Source organism: Bacillus cereus group sp. BfR-BA-01311 (assembly GCF_022664295.1).
In the GTDB taxonomy this organism is placed as follows: domain Bacteria; phylum Bacillota; class Bacilli; order Bacillales; family Bacillaceae_G; genus Bacillus_A; species Bacillus_A cereus.
Genome location: NZ_JAKUHC010000001.1, coordinates 719,030 through 735,191, shown reverse-complemented (window position 1 = coordinate 735,191; position 16,162 = coordinate 719,030). Strand labels below are relative to the sequence as shown.

The window sequence follows — 16,162 nt, the reverse complement described above, 5'->3', positions numbered from 1 at the left end:
CTCCTTTTTTACAATAAATCTGCTGCTAGTTGAGCTAAATTAGATCGCTCCCCTTTAACAAACTTCACATGACCACTAATACGCTGTTCTTTAAACTTCTCTACAACATACGTTAAGCCATTATTATATTCATCTAAATATGGGTGATCAATTTGCTGAGGATCTCCCATCAATACAATCTTACTCTTTTCCCCTACCCTAGTTAATATCGTCTTCACTTCATGCTTTGTTAAATTTTGTGCTTCGTCAATGATAATGAACTGATCTGGAATACTTCTCCCGCGTATATAAGTAAGGGCTTCTACTTCAATCGAACCCATTCCAGCTAAAATAGCATCTAACTCTCCTGGCTTTTTCGTATTAAATAAATACTCTAGGTTATCAAAAATTGGCTGCATCCATGGTCTTAATTTTTCTTCTTTTTCTCCTGGTAAATAACCGATATCTTTTCCGACTGGAACAATTGGTCTTGCCACAAGTAATTTTTTATATAACCCTAAGTCTTCTGTTTGCATAAGTCCCGAAGCTAACGCAAGTAACGTTTTTCCTGTGCCGGCTTTCCCCGTTAACGTTACAAGCGGAATATCTTCACGAAGCAACAATTCTAATCCCATAATTTGCTGCACGTTTCGTGGTCGTATCCCCCACACTTGTTCATTGTGAAAAATAAGTTTCTTTACCTTCTTCCCTAAGTGATCCACAATGCCAAGCGCAGAACTAGAGCCCCCTAATGCATCTTTCATTACTACAAATTGATTTGGGTAAAAAGGATGATTCGCAATTTCAGATAGAGGCAATTCACCTTTCTCATAAAAATAATCCAATTGTTCTTTTGATATATATCCTTCTAAAAAACCAGAATATATATTTTCTACTTCAATTACGCGATCACTTAAATAATCTTCAGCCTTCAAACCAATTGCATCAGCTTTTACCCTTACGAGTACATCTTTACTTACTAAAATAACAGACTTCCCGTCCTCTTTTTCCTGTTCTTCTAAAGATAGATTTTTTGCTACAGCTAAAATTCGATTATCATTTGTTTTTTCTACAAAAATATCTTGTAGTTGCACAAATGAACGATGGTTCAATTCAATACGAAATGTTCCGCCGTTTTCTAGCGGGATACTTTCATGCAGCTTTCCTATTTCACGAAACTTATCTATTAACTTAGATACATAACGAGCGTTTCTTCCTACTTCATCCATATAACGTTTTTTCGAATCAACCTCTTCTAATACAACTGCTGGAATCACTACTTCATTGGTTTCAAATGAAAAAATAGATAAAGGATCCTGCAAAAGTACATTCGTATCTAACACATAAATTTTATCCAACCTGTTACCCCCTGACTCCACTTTTAAATTTGTAGAACAAGGGTTTCATCCATAAAATATGGACGAACCATTGTTATAATTATATGTACCGTGTAAACGAGGTAGAATCGAAAATCATAGTCATTAAACCTTTTATTTATTCTTTATTCATTTCTATTCAATATATTACTTTTTATTATAATTATTAACGTTAAATCACAATAACCGACTACAAAAGTGAATAAACGAATTTCTTATTTAGCATCTTTATAATTCTCTTATCCCTACTAACACTTCGTTATCCAGCTTTTTCGCTGCCCGAAGATCATATGTTTTTTCATATGTTGGTTCAATTGCAAGTTTCGCTCCATAAAACATAACATCACGCACTTCTTGCACCTTTACTTCTATTACAGTTAATTTTAGAGAAATACCTTCCATTCTATCTGTCAAAATTTCACCTGCACCACTTATAGAAAATACGGATTCATTCGCCATTATAGTCAATACCACACCTGTATTATGACGTATATTTTCCACAATACGTGAACGTTGATCTACTGCAAATCGAATACTAGTTTCACTCACTGCATACACCCAAGAAATAGCACTTACGTTAGGAACTTGTTTTTCGAAATCTGTCGTTGCTATCATAACAATACACTCTTTACGCAACGTTTGTACTAAATCCTCTGTTAAGGTAGGCTCTACTACATTCGCCATATTTTCACCTCCAAATATACTTGGTATATCCTTATCATAACTTATTTTTTGAATTGCGAAAATATTATTTTTTCCCACTATTATTCAAAAACATTATACTTCCATGATATACTTATACTGATAGAATTCGTATTGAGGTGACGAAATGAGAGTCAAATGTATGATTTGTGATAAAAAAGATATGTTAGATGATGAAAATCCTATGGCAAAAAAACTGCGTAATCGCCCTATTCATACATATATGTGCATGGAATGTTCAGAACGAATTGCAGAGCGTACAATGGAACGTCATGCAAGTGGTAATTTCCGATTATATCGTGATAAAAAAATCGAAGATGATTGGTAAAATGTAAATAAGTCCTTACTCATATAGATAAGGACTTATTTATATTTTTCTGGTTCACGATTCATCTGATCCAAAAAACAATCAATGGCTTCTAACGGAAACCTTGCAGATTTCCGTTCTCCATTTATTTCATATGTAATTAAATACATTTCCTCGTTCTTTTCGACTTCCACATTTCTTAATTTATGTTCTTCATATACCATATTTTGAAATAACAAATATGTTTCTTTTGCAGCACTATCATCTGGACGTGCTTCCGCAACTGTTTTAATTGTTAACCAATTATATAGTGCATCTTGTACTGAACGCATGAAAACTCCCCTTTCTTATCCTGCTTTTTGTTGTTTCGCTTGACGCAAACGCAGTCTATAAATTCCAAGTACAATTGCCGCTACAACAAGTCCTTCTCCAACAGGTAAAAACACAGCAAAAAAGGTTAATACTGTGCATCCAATTGCTAATGATATGTATATCACAATATTTTTTAGTACAGACAACTTTCTAGCAAACCCTAAATTATAAACGAGAGCACTTAATATAATAATCGTCCCATAAAGTAACCACATTCCTAACTCTGGATTTTCATCTACCTTACACAATTTTGCAAAAAAAGACATCCTTTCTAACACACTCTTCCCCCCCTAGCAGTAAAATGCAATTTTCTTTATACACTTAATACAAGAGTAACTCGCAAAAAAAATACTGTCCACAAAAAAAGAGTAAATATTCTAAAAAATAAACAAAATAAAAAAACAACGCCCTTTATAAAGGGCGTTGTTTTTTTTATTTTTACGCTTCAACAGATTTCTTTTTCTTAGCAGCTCTTTCGCGCTCACTCTTATCAAGAATCTTTTTACGTAGACGAATTGATTCTGGAGTTACTTCACAGAACTCGTCATCGTTTAAGTACTCTAATGATTCTTCTAAAGTCATTAGGCGTGGTTTCTTCATTGTTGAAGTTTGATCTTTCGTCGCAGAACGAATGTTAGTTTGTTGTTTCATTTTCACAACGTTAACTGTTAAGTCGTTCTCACGAGTGTGTTCTCCGACAATCATACCAGCATATACTTCTGTACCTGGTTCAACGAAGATTACACCACGGTCTTCAACTTGCATAATACCGTATTGTGATGCTTTTCCTGTTTCAAGTGAAACTAGAACACCTTGGCGACGTCCACCAACTTGTCCAGCGTGTACTGGTTGGTAGCAATCGAATGTATGGTTTAAAATACCGTAACCACGAGTTAATGTTAAGAATTCTGTTGTGTAACCAATTAAACCACGTGCTGGAACCATGAAAGTAAGACGAACTTGACCGTTTCCGTTATTCACCATATCTAACATTTCACCTTTACGTGCACCCATAGATTCCATAATAGAACCAGTGTATTCTTCAGGTACATCGATTTGTACGCGCTCTACAGGCTCACATCTTACGCCATCAACTTCTTTAATGATTACTTCTGGCTTAGATACTTGTAATTCATAACCTTCACGACGCATGTTTTCAATTAAGATAGATAAATGTAGTTCCCCACGTCCAGATACGATCCACGCATCAGGAGAATCTGTATTATCTACACGTAAACTTACATCTGTTTCTAATTGTGAACGAAGACGCTCTTCAATTTTACGAGATGTAATGTATTTACCTTCACGACCTGCAAATGGGCTGTTATTTACAAGGAACGTCATTTGTAGTGTTGGCTCATCAATACGTAATAATGGTAACGCATCTTGATGTTCAACTGGACATACTGTTTCACCTACGTTAATGTCTTCCATACCAGAAACGGCTACTAAGTCCCCTGCTTTTGCTTCTTCAATTTCTTGACGTTTTAATCCCATGTAACCGAATAATTTCGTTACGCGGAATTGCTTCACGCTTCCGTCTACTTTCATTAAAGCAACTTGTTGTCCAACCTTCATTGTACCGCGGAATACGCGACCAACTCCAATACGTCCAACGTAGTCGTTGTAATCAAGAAGTGCTACTTGGAATTGAAGTGGCTCTTCGCTGTTATCAATTGGTGCTGGAATATGTTCGATAATTGTATCGAATAATGATTTCATATTCTCTTCTTGATTTGCTGGATTTGAATCTAAGCTTGCTGTTCCGTTCATTGCTGATGCAAATACAACTGGGAACTCTAATTGATCTTCGTTTGCACCAAGCTCAATGAATAAGTCGATTACTTCATCAACTACTTCATCTGGACGAGCGAAGTCACGGTCAATTTTGTTTACAACTACGATTGGAGTTAAGTTTTGCTCAAGAGCTTTCTTTAAAACAAATCGTGTTTGTGGCATACAACCTTCATATGCATCAACAACAAGTAAAACACCATCAACCATTTTCATGATACGTTCTACTTCTCCACCGAAGTCAGCGTGACCAGGTGTATCTAAAATGTTAATTCTTTTATCTTCATAGTGAATCGCTGTATTTTTCGCTAAAATTGTAATACCGCGTTCTCTTTCTAGATCATTTGAATCCATTGCGCGTTCTTCAACGTGTTCGTTCGCACGGAAAGTCCCCGCTTGACGTAATAACTGGTCAACAAGTGTTGTTTTACCATGGTCAACGTGGGCAATAATTGCTATATTACGTAAATCTTGTCGTTTTTTCAACATGTCCAACTCCTAATGTCTTTTTAATCCTTCTCTATTATAAGAGCGAAGGGGATACAATAGCAATTAAAATAAAAGCAAGAATGAAAATATAGTTGTATTCTTACTTTTGTGAAAGTAAAATGAGATTGGAGGGTGAAGAAATGGAACACATTCAATATCGCTTTTTATTAACTGCAATTATCGGTGTTATTTTCTTAATCGGTATCGGCATTATGATTGCTGAAAATAGTCCAATCGGTATTATTATTTGCATTATCGGCACATTTGTTACAGTTGGATACGGTTTTGTAACAAAAAGAAAAATGCGCAAATCACAATAACGCTAAAAAGTAAGAAGCTTATACACAGCCTCTTACTTTTTTTGTTGCTCTCATATAAACGATAACACTTCTTCATACACTCCTGGTTTTGCAACTAACACACTGCTCTTCTCTATGATAGAAAGTGGCGCTCCAGAGAATGTCGTCACCTTACCTCCAACTTCTTCTACAATTATCTGCCCTCCGCCAAAATCCCATGGTGATAATCTCGGCGTTACATATGCATCTATTCTTCCTGTTGCAACGTATACCATCTCTAATGCTGCACAGCCATATGACCTTGTGCCCCTTGCTTTCTTAACAAGTGCCATCATACTTTCCATATTAAGCAATGGATTATCTGTAAGCCATATCGCATTTAAAGCTACAATACCTTGCTCTACAGTTCCTTTTTCCAATGGAGGAATTGATATATCATTACAAAAAGCTCCAGATCCCTTGACTGCATGATATAGTTCATCATGCACTGGATCATATATAAGTCCAATCTTTCCGATACCGTTCTCATAAATCCCAATTGAAATCGCAAAATTTCTTTTTTGATGAACAAAGTTCATCGTGCCGTCAATTGGATCAATTAACCAAACAACCCCGTCAGAAGACGTTATCTCGTCTCCATAACCCTCTTCTCCTAAAATATTATGATTCGGGAATGTTTCTTTAATTTTCCCAATTAAAAACTGTTCTATCTCTCGGTCCATATTTGTAACTAAGTCAGCTGCATTTGATTTTGTTTCTATAATAAGTGCTTTTTTCATTGATGCCATTAAATGCTCTCCTGCATCCCGAATCCACCGTTTGGCGTGTGCATCGATGTCTTTCCATACTTCTTGCATGTTTAAACACTCCGATCTATACTGTTCACAGAAAAAACGAACCCTTTATAAGGTTCGCACCAACTAATTTTTTATACATATACTATTATTACGCTTCTAAACGAATCATTTCAAGTCTTAACACTTCTAACTTTTGTACACACTCTTCTTTTTTCTGGTTATCATCTTCCATCATCGCATCATATAAAGTTGCTAATTCATAATCTAGCTCCAAACGTAGCACCGGTATTCTCTTTTCAGCATCTGTTCTCTTTAACGCATTAATCACCTGTCTCATATTATTTGCCTCCTCCCAATATTCGTCTGCCCTCGGACTAGAATTAATTAAATTTTCTGATTTTTTGTTTTATACTATACTATGTTGGATAAATCATCTATGCAACAAAATTATATTTTTTTATTTAAATTTTTTTGTGCTGTTTTTTTTATGAATAGTACAAGCTATGCTAAAATAAAAGCAAAATAGGAGTTGGAGGAACAATCATGACAATACAAACATTCAAGTCAACTGATTTTGATGTCTTTACAGTTGATGGTCTCGAAGAACGAATGAGTGCAATTAAAACGAACATTCATCCTAAGCTAGAAGCTTTAGGGGAACAATTTGCAGAATACTTATCCAAACAAACTGATGAGAACTTTTTTTATCATGTTGCAAAACACGCACGCCGCAAAGTCAATCCACCAAACGATACTTGGGTTGCTTTTTCAACAAATAAACGAGGATATAAAATGCTACCGCATTTCCAAATCGGCTTATGGGGTACTCATGCCTTCATATACTTTGGTTTAATCTATGAGTGTCCACAAAAAGTTGAGACGGCTCATGCCTTCTTAGAACATTTAAATGATTTAAAAACAAATATTCCAAATGACTTCGTTTGGTCCATTGACCATACTAAACCAAGTGTGAAATTACATAAAACACTTGAAACCGAAGACTTACAAAAGATGATTGAACGATTAGCTACTGTAAAAAAAGCAGAATTATTAGTTGGTATTCATATATCACCAGAGGAGTTTTCAGCAATGACCAACGAACAATTCCTTGCTAAGATTGAATCTACGATGCAATCACTCCTTCCTTTATATGCACTTTGTAATCGATAGTAGAAAACGGACAATTTATATTGTCCGTTTTTAGTTGTTATCACATTATATCACTTCAGTTTTTATTTTTCAAAATATTTTTTACATTTTTACAAGCTTTTGTTCTTCGACTTCTTTTGCCCTTTGAATAGCACGATATATAGAGTATCCACTTACCTCTTGAAATTCTTTATCAATTTTCTTTTCTTCTGCTTTCGATGGAACAATCTCTTTAAAACGACGATATAAACCCATTAACTCTTCTCTTATAATTCCTTTTTCATAAGCTTTCTCAATCGCTTCATAAAACTTCACCATTGTAACCATTTCCTCATTTGACCAATCATAATCTAACGGATATTGATATTCCATTTTGCACCTCATTTATCATTTCTTCTTGTTTCATTATGCTATCTTAAAGAGAATATTTTATTCTTCATTATAGCCACTCTGCATTATACACTATTTATTCATTTTAATGGAATTGTCTTCCTCTATTCATTAGTTGAGGCTAACTATTAAACATACTCACCTTAAAAAGATTTTTTTCTATACATCTATAATTATTGGTGATATAATGCTTTTGTTTTATAGAAAATAAAGTGAAGCTACCATCTCAAAAACGATTTTTTGAATGGCAGAAAAACAAGCCTTATTCTAAAAAGGGCTACACTTTTTTAGAGCAGGATTATATAAAACAAATTACACTAAATATTATGAAGAAGAAGGGGTGTATAGATTGTCCCAATACGAAACACCATTGTTTACCGCTTTAGTTGAGCACAGTAAGCGAAATCCAATTCAATTCCATATTCCTGGTCATAAAAAAGGACAGGGCATGGATCCTACATTTCGCGAATTTATTGGGCATAATGCATTAGCAATTGATTTAATTAATATTGCGCCACTCGATGATTTACATCATCCAAAAGGTATGATTAAAGAAGCACAAGATTTAGCAGCAGCCGCATTCGGTGCAGATCATACTTTCTTTTCTATTCAAGGTACAAGTGGCGCTATTATGACAATGGTGATGAGCGTTTGCGGTCCTGGTGACAAAATCCTAGTACCACGAAACGTGCATAAATCAGTAATGTCAGCTATTATTTTCTCAGGTGCAAAACCGATTTTCATGCATCCTGAAATCGATCCGAAGCTCGGTATTTCTCATGGAATCACAATTCAATCTGTCAAAAAAGCACTTGAAGAGCACTCAGATGCAAAGGGCTTACTTGTTATTAACCCAACGTACTTTGGGTTTGCTGCAGACTTAGAACAGATTGTACAATTAGCACATTCTTATGACATCCCTGTACTAGTCGACGAAGCTCATGGTGTTCATATTCATTTTCACGATGAATTACCTATGTCAGCGATGCAAGCTGGTGCGGATATGGCAGCAACAAGTGTTCACAAATTAGGAGGCTCTTTAACTCAAAGTTCTATTCTTAATGTGAAAGAAGGCTTAGTGAATGTAAAGCATGTCCAATCTATTATTAGCATGCTTACAACCACATCAACTTCTTACATCTTGTTAGCATCCCTTGATGTTGCGAGAAAACGTCTTGCTACAGAAGGAACAGCACTCATAGAACAAACAATACAATTAGCTGAGCATGTTCGTGATGCTATAAATTCTATTGAGCATCTTTACTGTCCTGGAAAAGAAATGTTAGGTACAGATGCTACCTTTAACTATGATCCTACAAAGATAATTGTATCTGTAAAAGATTTAGGTATTACCGGCCACCAAGCTGAAGTATGGCTTAGAGAGCAATATAACATTGAAGTAGAACTCTCAGATCTATACAACATACTATGTCTTATCACTTTGGGAGATACAGAAAGTGATACAAATACACTTATTGCAGCATTACAAGATTTAGCAGCAACATTTAGAAATAGGGCAGATAAAGGTGTTCAAGTACAAGTAGAGATTCCAGAAATTCCAGTGCTAGCACTTTCTCCTCGAGATGCTTTTTATTCGGAAACAGAAGTCATTCCATTTGAAAATGCAGCGGGTCGTATTATAGCTGATTTTGTTATGGTTTATCCGCCAGGGATTCCAATCTTTACTCCGGGGGAAATTATTACACAAGAAAACTTAGAGTATATTCGTAAAAACTTAGAAGCAGGTTTACCTGTACAAGGTCCTGAAGATATGACATTACAAACATTACGTGTTATTAAAGAGTACAAGCCTATCAGTTGATAGGCTTTTTTTTCACCTTTTTTCCTTTTCTTCATACGATACTTAAGAATGTAACGTATAGGTGGGGATACTATTATGATTGTAATAGGCCGTTCTATTGTACATCCTTATATTACAAATGAATACGAGCCATTTGCAGCAGAGAAACAACAAATTTTATCAATAATGGCAGGAAATCAAGAAGTTTATTCCTTCCGAACAGCTGATGAACTCAGCTTTGATCTCAATTTACGAGTTAATATTATTATCTCTGCACTAGAGCTTTTTCAAAGTGGATTTCAGTTTCGTACATTTCAGCAATCCTTTTGCAACCCCCAGTATTGGAAAAGAACGTCTCTTGGGGGATTCGAGCTTCTTCCAAACATACCACCTTCTATTGCCATACAGGATATTTTCAAAAACGGAAAACTATATGGAACTGAATGCGCAACCGCTATGATCATTATTTTTTATAAAGCTTTACTATCATTGTATGAGGAAGAAACTTTCAATCGTCTATTTGCAAACCTTTTACTTTATACATGGGACTACGACCAAGATCTAAGGCTCATAACAAAAAACGGTGGCGATCTTGTTCCAGGTGACCTCGTTTACTTTAAAAACCCACAAGTAAATCCAGCTACGATTGAATGGCAAGGAGAAAATACAATCTATTTAGGAAATTTCTTTTTTTACGGGCATGGCGTAGGTGTAAAAACAAAAGAAGAAATTATTTATTCATTAAATGAACGACGAGTCCCTTACGCTTTTATTTCAGCTTTCTTGACCGATACTATTACCCGTATCGATAGTCGTATAATGAGCCAATACGCTTCTTCTAGTACACCACAGACCTCCATAAGCTTTATTCCGATTAGGGATGATGCAATCGTTGCAACAGTTGGTCATACAACTACAATTTATTAAAAAAGCGCCTACACATGTAGGCGCTTTTTCTTATTATTAAGCTTTTGTATGTTCTTTATGGTCACATTCGCAATGAGATCCACATTTCCCGTATAGTACTGTTGATTTTTCATCTTCAAAATGTCCAATTGTTCCTTCACATACTTGGCATACGATTGTTCCCATTTTCATTTCCCCCTGAGTTTCAATAGTAATCTATTTATTTATCATTAAGCTTTCGCATTATCTTTTCTAGCACAGTCACAATTTGTTCCGCATTTTCCGTAAAGTACCGTCGTTTTCTCATCTTCAAAATGTCCGATTGTTCCTTCACATACTTGGCATACGATTGTTCCCATTTTTCATTTCCCCCTAAGTTTATGGTCCTAAAAACTTTTAGCTGTCCATTTCCTATCAATTATTGGGCTTTTGTATGCTCTGTGTGATCACATCCGCAAGATCCACATTTCCCGTAAAGTACCGTTACTTTCTCATCTTCGAAGTGTGCAATTGTACCTTCACAATCTTGACATACGATTGTTCCCATTTTTCATTTCCCCCTAAGTTTATAATCCCAAAAACTTTTTGTAACCGCTTAACTTTCTGTCTTTATTTTAATATGTTATACTTTTTACGTCAATAGGTTTTTAGTATAACACATTAAATATTTTAAATTTAAATTAGTATGCGATATTCAAATAAAAAACAGCCATATTTATAAGTACGACTGTTTCACATTAATTATTCTTCATATTCCGCATGTAAAGAAGTTGACGGAACTAGAAATTTGAAAAACTGAGCTAACTCCTTTGCTTCCTCTTCTGATCCTAATTTAAAAATCTCCTGTATATATTGAACATTCTCTACATCATCTCGTCCGAGTAAAGTAGACCTTCCTGTTTGCATACAAACAATGAGCGGCTTTCCAAAAAACATATTTGTATAAATAACACCAAAATCATAACGTGTATCATGTGTCATAAACCCTAAAAATCGTACCTTCACACTTTCATGCTCATCATACAATTTTTCAAACATTGGTTTCCACCTTTCTACATCACGTTTCATTAATAGTATATTAAACAAAACATGTAATACTCCTTTTAATTGTCAAAAAATTCAGTAGGATGTAGAATGATAGTATTCTACTAAGTTAGGGGGAACTTATATGCAACACGCCTTTATTACGCTTGTACCGAAATCCAACCAACAATCAGTTTCAATAGATGATATAAAACAACTTTTTCATTATTATAAAACAGTTACTTCTAAAACTGGTGCCCAAATTAATTACACGTATACAAATACCGCTTTTCCTTATGAAATTTTAGATACATCTACAACAACATTAAAACTTCAATCCAATCACGACCGGTATGACTCAATTTATATTGGTGTTGGTATAGAAAATGAACAATCTTTCATCCAAGTTTCTTTACCACCTAATGCAACATTTGGTGACAAAGGGAAAGCAAATGAATTTTGCCGTTTTTTAGCGAAGAAATTAGAAGGAGAGTTACAATTATTTAATGGAAGAACAATGTATTTTTATAAACGCTAATTTAAAAAATAGATAATATGATTAAAAATAATATACAATTCGAACATGTAAGAAATAAAGCTTGCTTTCTTACGTGCAATACAAAATATGCTATTACATAGGCTAAATATAGAAATACGAAAAAAAGAATAACTTTATAATGAAACTTATCACCATTCGATAATGTTAATACAGTGGAAAAGCCACTCCATAGTAGTAAATGATAAAATATAACATGTAATATTTTCATGGAACCTTCTCCTTTGACATGCTCTATTTTATTAATATATGGGGGTACGTTTGAATCAATTACATATTATAGGATGATATATATTACCTTTGAAGTAAGTTAAGCCGGAATCATTTGTTAAAGTATTATATATTCATTCGACAAGTACGTTTAAAGACCTTGCAAGTCATTTGATGAAAATAAAAATAGCCCCTCTCTTACAATAAGAGAAGGGCTATTTACATTACTTAAATTATTTTACAATGTGAATTGGCATTCCAAGAGCAACTTCAGCTGCTTCCATTGTGATTTCACCTAATGTTGGGTGAGCATGGATTGTTTGAGCGATATCTTCAGCTGTCATTCCAGCTTCGATAGCTAAACCAATCTCAGAGATAATATCAGAAGCACCTGCACCTGCAACTTGAGCACCTACAAGAAGACCATCTTCTTTACGTGTTACAAGTTGTAAGAAACCGTCAGTGCTGTTTAATGATAATGCACGACCGTTAGCAGCGAATGGGAACTTAGATACAGTTACAGTCATTCCAGCTTCTTCAGCTTGTTTTTTAGTGTAACCAACAGATGCTAATTCTGGATCAGTGAAGCATACTGCAGGAATTCCGATGTAATCGATAGCTGATGCATGGCCACTAATTGCTTCTACAGCTACTTTACCTTCGTAAGAAGCTTTGTGAGCTAATGGTGGTCCAGGAACGATATCACCGATTGCATAGATGTTTGGTACATTTGTACGACATTGCTCATCGATTTCGATGATGCCGCGGTCAGTCATTTTAACTCCAACTTGCTCAAGACCGATTTCTTGAGTGTTTGGACGACGACCTACAGTTACTAATACGTAATCTGCTTCTACAGTTTGGATTTCACCTTTAACTTCAAAGCTAACTTTTACGCCAGTTTCTGTTTCTTCAACGCCTTTAGCCATAGCTTTTGTATGGATATTTACGTTACCTTTTTTCTGTAGAGCACGTTTAACAACAGAGCTCATAGCTTTTTCGAAACCAGCTAAGATTTCGTCGCCAGCTTCTACTACAGTAACTTCTGTACCGAAGTTAGCATATGCAGTACCTAATTCCATACCGATGTAACCGCCGCCGATTACAACAAGTTTTTTAGGAATTTCAGGTAAGCTTAAAGCACCTGTAGAGTTGATAACACGTTTAGAGTATTTGAATCCTGGAATTTCGATTGGTGTAGAACCAGTTGCAAGAACAGCATTTTTAAACGTATAAGTTTGAGCTGCATCTTCAGTCATAACGCGTAATGTATTAGCATCTACGAAGTAAGCTTCACCGCGAATGATTTCAACTTTGTTGCCTTTAAGAAGGCCTTCAACACCGCCAGTTAATTTCTTAACTACGCCGTTTTTCCATTCTTGAACTTTTGTAAAGTCAACTTTTACGTTTTCTGCAGTAATACCCATGTCATCAGAATGCATTGCATTCTCATAACGATGACCTGCATTGATTAACGCTTTTGAAGGAATACATCCAACGTTTAAGCATACGCCACCAAGGTTAGCTTTTTCAATGATTGCTACCTTTTGACCTAATTGTGCTGCACGAATTGCCGCAACGTATCCACCAGGACCTGCACCAACAACGACTGTATCTAATTCAATTGGGAAATCTCCTACTACCATTGTTATTACGCCTCCATTACTAATAATTGTGGGTCATTCAATAGACGTTTAATTTGGTTTAACGCTTTTTGAGCAGTTGCACCGTCAATTAAACGATGGTCAAAGCTTAGAGATAATGCTAATACTGGAGCTGCAACGATCTCACCGTTTTTCACAACTGGTTTTTCAGCGATACGGCCGATACCAAGGATTGCTACTTCTGGGTGGTTGATAACTGGAGTGAACCATTGTCCACCTGCAGAACCAATGTTTGTAATTGTGCAAGAAGCACCTTTCATTTCTGCTGGAGCTAGACGACCTTCACGTGCTTTACCAGCAAGATCATTGATCTCGTTAGAGATTGTGAAGATAGACTTACGATCTGTATCTTTAACAACTGGTACTAATAGACCTTTGTCTGTATCAGCTGCGATACCGATATTGAAGTAATGTTTATGAACTACTTCTTGAGATGCATCGTCTAAAGAAGTGTTTAACATTGGGTATTCACGTAATGCAGATGTTAAAGCTTTAACAACGTACGGAAGGTAAGTTAATTTAATACCTTTGTCAGCTGCTACTGCTTTGAACTTCTTACGGTGAGCAACAAGTTCTGTTACATCTACTTCGTCCATTAATGTTACGTGAGGAGCTGTGTGTTTAGAGTTAACCATTGCTTTCGCAATCGCTTTACGGATACCACTCATTTTCTCACGAGTTTCTGGATATTCACCAGCTGGGATTGGTTGTGCTTTTGGTGCTTCTTCTTTCGCTGCTGCTGGAGTAGCTTCTACTGCTGCTGGAGCCTCAGTTGCTGCTACAGTTTGTCCACCATTTGCAAATGCATCGATGTCAGCTTTTACGATACGGCCATTCTTACCAGTACCAGCTACTTTATGAATGTCTACACCTTTTTCACGAGCGTATTTACGAACAGATGGCATAGCGATTACGCGCTCATTTACTACTTCTGCAGTTGCTGCTGGAGTAGCTTCCGCTGCTGGAGCTTCTACTGCTGCTTCTTCAGCTTTTGGAGCTTCATCATGATCGTCACCTTTAAATTTAAGGTTTTCGTATCCAGGAGCATCAAATTTAATTAATGTATCTCCTACGATTGCAACTGTTCCTTCTTCTACAAGTACTTCAAGTACTTTACCTTTAACAGGAGAAGGGATTTCTACTACTGCTTTATCATTTTGTACTTCAAGAAGTACATCGTCTTCGTTTACTTCATCGCCTGGTTTAATAAACCATTTTACGATTTCACCTTCGTGGATACCTTCACCGATATCTGGTAGTTTAAATTCAAATGCCACGGAATTCAGCCCCCTGATTCATTTCATTATTATGGAATATGTACAAAAGAAACCAGCATGTGCTGATTTCTTTTGCACATGAAAAGCTAAAAATTAGAAGTTCATTACTTTGTTTACAGCTTCAACAATATCTTTGTGGTTTGGTAACCATACGCTCTCTGCTTGAGAGAATGGGAATACTGTATCAGCAGCTGCAACACGTACAACTGGAGCTTCTAAGTTTAAGATTGCACGGTCGTTAATTTCCGCTACAACGTTAGCTGCAATACCAGCTTGTTTTTGAGCTTCTTGAACTACAACTACGCGACCTGTTTTTTCAACAGAAGCGATGATTGTTTCGATATCTAATGGTTGAACTGTACGTAAGTCAACAACCTCTAAAGAGATACCTTCTTTTTCAAGTTCTTCAGCAGCTTTTAATGCAGCGTGAACCATAGCACCGTAAGCGATAACAGATACATCTGTACCTTCACGTTTGATATCAGCTTTACCTAAATCAATTGTGTAATCACCTTCTGGTACCTCTTGACGGAATGAACGGTACAATTTCATATGCTCTAAGTAGATAACTGGATCGTTGTCACGAATCGCAGAGATTAAAAGACCTTTAGCATCGTATGGAGTAGATGGAATAACAACTTTTAGACCAGGTTGTTGAGCCACTAATCCTTCTAAGCTATCAGCATGAAGTTCAGGAGTATGAACACCACCACCGAATGGAGAACGAACTGTTACTGGAGCAGTCCAACGTCCACCAGAACGGTAACGCATACGAGCTAATTGACCAGAAATTGAATCCATTACTTCATAAACGAAACCGAAGAATTGGATTTCTGGAACTGGACGGAATCCTTCAAGTGCAAGACCAACTGCAAGTCCACCAATACCAGACTCTGCAAGTGGAGTATCCATTACACGATCTTCACCAAATTCAGCTTGTAAACCTTCAGTAGCACGGAATACACCGCCGTTTACACCAACGTCTTCACCAAATACAAGTACGTTAGGGTCATTTTTCATTTCAACGCGTAAAGCATCAGTGATTGCTTGAATCATTGTCATTTGAGCCAT

General features: G+C 36.0%; 22 protein-coding genes. 6 read left to right on the top strand and 16 right to left on the bottom strand.

Annotated features, from left to right (window positions below; all coding sequences use genetic code 11):
- Positions 1 to 8 precede the first annotated feature (8 nt).
- A complete protein-coding gene (locus MR136_RS04015; protein ID WP_000358083.1) occupies positions 9 to 1,337 on the bottom strand; it encodes a PhoH family protein in 1,329 nt (442 codons plus the stop codon).
- Between the two features lie 246 nt (positions 1,338 to 1,583).
- Complete coding sequence (locus MR136_RS04010) at positions 1,584 to 2,039, bottom strand: pyridoxamine 5'-phosphate oxidase family protein (protein ID WP_000024593.1); 456 nt, start codon at positions 2,037 to 2,039, stop codon at positions 1,584 to 1,586.
- A 145-nt stretch (positions 2,040 to 2,184) separates the two neighbouring features.
- Between MR136_RS04010 and MR136_RS04005 the strand changes: the two genes are divergently transcribed.
- On the top strand, positions 2,185 to 2,385 hold the full coding sequence (locus MR136_RS04005) for a YlaI family protein (protein ID WP_002082250.1): 201 nt from the start codon (positions 2,185 to 2,187) through the stop codon (positions 2,383 to 2,385).
- A gap of 35 nt (positions 2,386 to 2,420) precedes the next feature.
- Here MR136_RS04005 and MR136_RS04000 read toward each other — a convergent pair whose 3' ends face one another.
- From MR136_RS04000 to typA, 3 genes are all read right to left on the bottom strand, one after another.
- Positions 2,421 to 2,696 (bottom strand): hypothetical protein, encoded by a 276-nt coding sequence (locus tag MR136_RS04000; protein ID WP_001258151.1) that lies wholly within the window; start codon positions 2,694 to 2,696, stop codon positions 2,421 to 2,423.
- Positions 2,697 to 2,711: 15 nt separating this feature from the next.
- Complete coding sequence (locus tag MR136_RS03995) at positions 2,712 to 3,014, bottom strand: YlaH-like family protein (protein WP_000893662.1); 303 nt, start codon at positions 3,012 to 3,014, stop codon at positions 2,712 to 2,714.
- A gap of 160 nt (positions 3,015 to 3,174) precedes the next feature.
- A complete protein-coding gene (gene typA, locus MR136_RS03990; protein WP_000914762.1) occupies positions 3,175 to 5,019 on the bottom strand; it encodes a translational GTPase TypA in 1,845 nt (614 codons plus the stop codon).
- 140 nt (positions 5,020 to 5,159) lie between these two features.
- On the opposite strand from typA, the gene MR136_RS03985 reads away from it, so the two are divergent.
- Complete coding sequence (locus tag MR136_RS03985) at positions 5,160 to 5,339, top strand: DUF5325 family protein (protein ID WP_000400127.1); 180 nt, start codon at positions 5,160 to 5,162, stop codon at positions 5,337 to 5,339.
- Between the two features lie 50 nt (positions 5,340 to 5,389).
- Here the strand turns inward: MR136_RS03985 and MR136_RS03980 are convergent, their stop codons facing one another.
- The gene (locus MR136_RS03980) at positions 5,390 to 6,175 is read right to left on the bottom strand and encodes an inositol monophosphatase family protein (protein WP_001158701.1); all 786 of its coding nucleotides are present in this window, start codon (positions 6,173 to 6,175) and stop codon (positions 5,390 to 5,392) included.
- A gap of 88 nt (positions 6,176 to 6,263) precedes the next feature.
- A complete protein-coding gene (locus MR136_RS03975; RefSeq protein ID WP_001250165.1) occupies positions 6,264 to 6,452 on the bottom strand; it encodes a hypothetical protein in 189 nt (62 codons plus the stop codon).
- Between the two features lie 206 nt (positions 6,453 to 6,658).
- Between MR136_RS03975 and MR136_RS03970 the strand changes: the two genes are divergently transcribed.
- The gene (locus MR136_RS03970) at positions 6,659 to 7,285 is read left to right on the top strand and encodes a YktB family protein (protein WP_000155317.1); all 627 of its coding nucleotides are present in this window, start codon (positions 6,659 to 6,661) and stop codon (positions 7,283 to 7,285) included.
- Between the two features lie 81 nt (positions 7,286 to 7,366).
- Here MR136_RS03970 and MR136_RS03965 read toward each other — a convergent pair whose 3' ends face one another.
- Positions 7,367 to 7,636 carry a UPF0223 family protein gene (locus MR136_RS03965; protein ID WP_000456562.1) on the bottom strand — a complete coding sequence of 90 codons (270 nt, stop codon included), beginning with the start codon at positions 7,634 to 7,636 and terminating at the stop codon, positions 7,367 to 7,369.
- Positions 7,637 to 8,003: 367 nt separating this feature from the next.
- Between MR136_RS03965 and speA the strand changes: the two genes are divergently transcribed.
- Both speA and MR136_RS03955 read left to right on the top strand, forming a co-directional pair.
- A complete protein-coding gene (gene speA / locus MR136_RS03960) occupies positions 8,004 to 9,476 on the top strand; it encodes an arginine decarboxylase (RefSeq protein ID WP_000084899.1) in 1,473 nt (490 codons plus the stop codon).
- A gap of 75 nt (positions 9,477 to 9,551) precedes the next feature.
- On the top strand, positions 9,552 to 10,382 hold the full coding sequence (locus tag MR136_RS03955) for a protein-glutamine gamma-glutamyltransferase (RefSeq protein ID WP_000635337.1): 831 nt from the start codon (positions 9,552 to 9,554) through the stop codon (positions 10,380 to 10,382).
- Positions 10,383 to 10,418: 36 nt separating this feature from the next.
- Here the strand turns inward: MR136_RS03955 and MR136_RS03950 are convergent, their stop codons facing one another.
- From MR136_RS03950 to MR136_RS03935, 4 genes are all read right to left on the bottom strand, one after another.
- The gene (locus MR136_RS03950) at positions 10,419 to 10,547 is read right to left on the bottom strand and encodes a GapA-binding peptide SR1P (RefSeq protein WP_000536796.1); all 129 of its coding nucleotides are present in this window, start codon (positions 10,545 to 10,547) and stop codon (positions 10,419 to 10,421) included.
- Positions 10,548 to 10,591: 44 nt separating this feature from the next.
- Complete coding sequence (locus MR136_RS03945; RefSeq protein ID WP_000536803.1) at positions 10,592 to 10,720, bottom strand: GapA-binding peptide SR1P; 129 nt, start codon at positions 10,718 to 10,720, stop codon at positions 10,592 to 10,594.
- Between the two features lie 59 nt (positions 10,721 to 10,779).
- Positions 10,780 to 10,908: a GapA-binding peptide SR1P gene (locus MR136_RS03940; RefSeq protein ID WP_000536778.1), complete on the bottom strand. Its 129-nt coding sequence runs from the start codon at positions 10,906 to 10,908 to the stop codon at positions 10,780 to 10,782.
- Between the two features lie 194 nt (positions 10,909 to 11,102).
- Positions 11,103 to 11,399, bottom strand: coding sequence for a DUF3055 domain-containing protein (locus MR136_RS03935; protein ID WP_000462038.1), 297 nt, complete (start codon positions 11,397 to 11,399; stop codon positions 11,103 to 11,105).
- Between the two features lie 130 nt (positions 11,400 to 11,529).
- Between MR136_RS03935 and MR136_RS03930 the strand changes: the two genes are divergently transcribed.
- Positions 11,530 to 11,922: a DUF1885 family protein gene (locus MR136_RS03930; protein WP_001163299.1), complete on the top strand. Its 393-nt coding sequence runs from the start codon at positions 11,530 to 11,532 to the stop codon at positions 11,920 to 11,922.
- A gap of 1 nt (position 11,923) precedes the next feature.
- On the opposite strand, the gene MR136_RS03925 is transcribed toward MR136_RS03930, so the two are convergent.
- From MR136_RS03925 to pdhB, 4 genes are all read right to left on the bottom strand, one after another.
- Complete coding sequence (locus tag MR136_RS03925) at positions 11,924 to 12,151, bottom strand: hypothetical protein (protein WP_000697469.1); 228 nt, start codon at positions 12,149 to 12,151, stop codon at positions 11,924 to 11,926.
- Positions 12,152 to 12,383: 232 nt separating this feature from the next.
- Positions 12,384 to 13,796, bottom strand: a complete 1,413-nt coding sequence (lpdA, locus tag MR136_RS03920; protein WP_000260104.1) for a dihydrolipoyl dehydrogenase — start codon at positions 13,794 to 13,796, stop codon at positions 12,384 to 12,386.
- 5 nt (positions 13,797 to 13,801) lie between these two features.
- A complete protein-coding gene (pdhC, locus tag MR136_RS03915; RefSeq protein WP_000863419.1) occupies positions 13,802 to 15,091 on the bottom strand; it encodes a pyruvate dehydrogenase complex dihydrolipoyllysine-residue acetyltransferase in 1,290 nt (429 codons plus the stop codon).
- 93 nt (positions 15,092 to 15,184) lie between these two features.
- Entirely contained in the window at positions 15,185 to 16,162 is a 978-nt protein-coding gene (gene pdhB / locus MR136_RS03910) for a pyruvate dehydrogenase complex E1 component subunit beta (RefSeq protein WP_000068168.1), read from the bottom strand.

Coding starts and splice junctions, on each gene's coding strand:
- MR136_RS04010 (WP_000024593.1), bottom strand. CDS start 2,039: ATGGCGAATGTAGTAGAGCCTACCTTAACAGAGGATTTAGTACAAACG.
- MR136_RS04005 (WP_002082250.1), top strand. CDS start 2,185: ATGAGAGTCAAATGTATGATTTGTGATAAAAAAGATATGTTAGATGAT.
- MR136_RS04000 (WP_001258151.1), bottom strand. CDS start 2,696: ATGCGTTCAGTACAAGATGCACTATATAATTGGTTAACAATTAAAACA.
- typA (WP_000914762.1), bottom strand. CDS start 5,019: ATGTTGAAAAAACGACAAGATTTACGTAATATAGCAATTATTGCCCAC.
- MR136_RS03985 (WP_000400127.1), top strand. CDS start 5,160: ATGGAACACATTCAATATCGCTTTTTATTAACTGCAATTATCGGTGTT.
- MR136_RS03980 (WP_001158701.1), bottom strand. CDS start 6,175: ATGCAAGAAGTATGGAAAGACATCGATGCACACGCCAAACGGTGGATT.
- MR136_RS03975 (WP_001250165.1), bottom strand. CDS start 6,452: ATGAGACAGGTGATTAATGCGTTAAAGAGAACAGATGCTGAAAAGAGA.
- MR136_RS03970 (WP_000155317.1), top strand. CDS start 6,659: ATGACAATACAAACATTCAAGTCAACTGATTTTGATGTCTTTACAGTT.
- MR136_RS03965 (WP_000456562.1), bottom strand. CDS start 7,636: ATGGAATATCAATATCCGTTAGATTATGATTGGTCAAATGAGGAAATG.
- MR136_RS03955 (WP_000635337.1), top strand. CDS start 9,552: ATGATTGTAATAGGCCGTTCTATTGTACATCCTTATATTACAAATGAA.
- MR136_RS03950 (WP_000536796.1), bottom strand. CDS start 10,547: ATGGGAACAATCGTATGCCAAGTATGTGAAGGAACAATTGGACATTTT.
- MR136_RS03945 (WP_000536803.1), bottom strand. CDS start 10,720: ATGGGAACAATCGTATGCCAAGTATGTGAAGGAACAATCGGACATTTT.
- MR136_RS03940 (WP_000536778.1), bottom strand. CDS start 10,908: ATGGGAACAATCGTATGTCAAGATTGTGAAGGTACAATTGCACACTTC.
- MR136_RS03935 (WP_000462038.1), bottom strand. CDS start 11,399: ATGTTTGAAAAATTGTATGATGAGCATGAAAGTGTGAAGGTACGATTT.
- MR136_RS03930 (WP_001163299.1), top strand. CDS start 11,530: ATGCAACACGCCTTTATTACGCTTGTACCGAAATCCAACCAACAATCA.
- MR136_RS03925 (WP_000697469.1), bottom strand. CDS start 12,151: ATGAAAATATTACATGTTATATTTTATCATTTACTACTATGGAGTGGC.
- lpdA (WP_000260104.1), bottom strand. CDS start 13,796: ATGGTAGTAGGAGATTTCCCAATTGAATTAGATACAGTCGTTGTTGGT.
- pdhB (WP_000068168.1), bottom strand. CDS start 16,162: ATGGCTCAAATGACAATGATTCAAGCAATCACTGATGCTTTACGCGTT.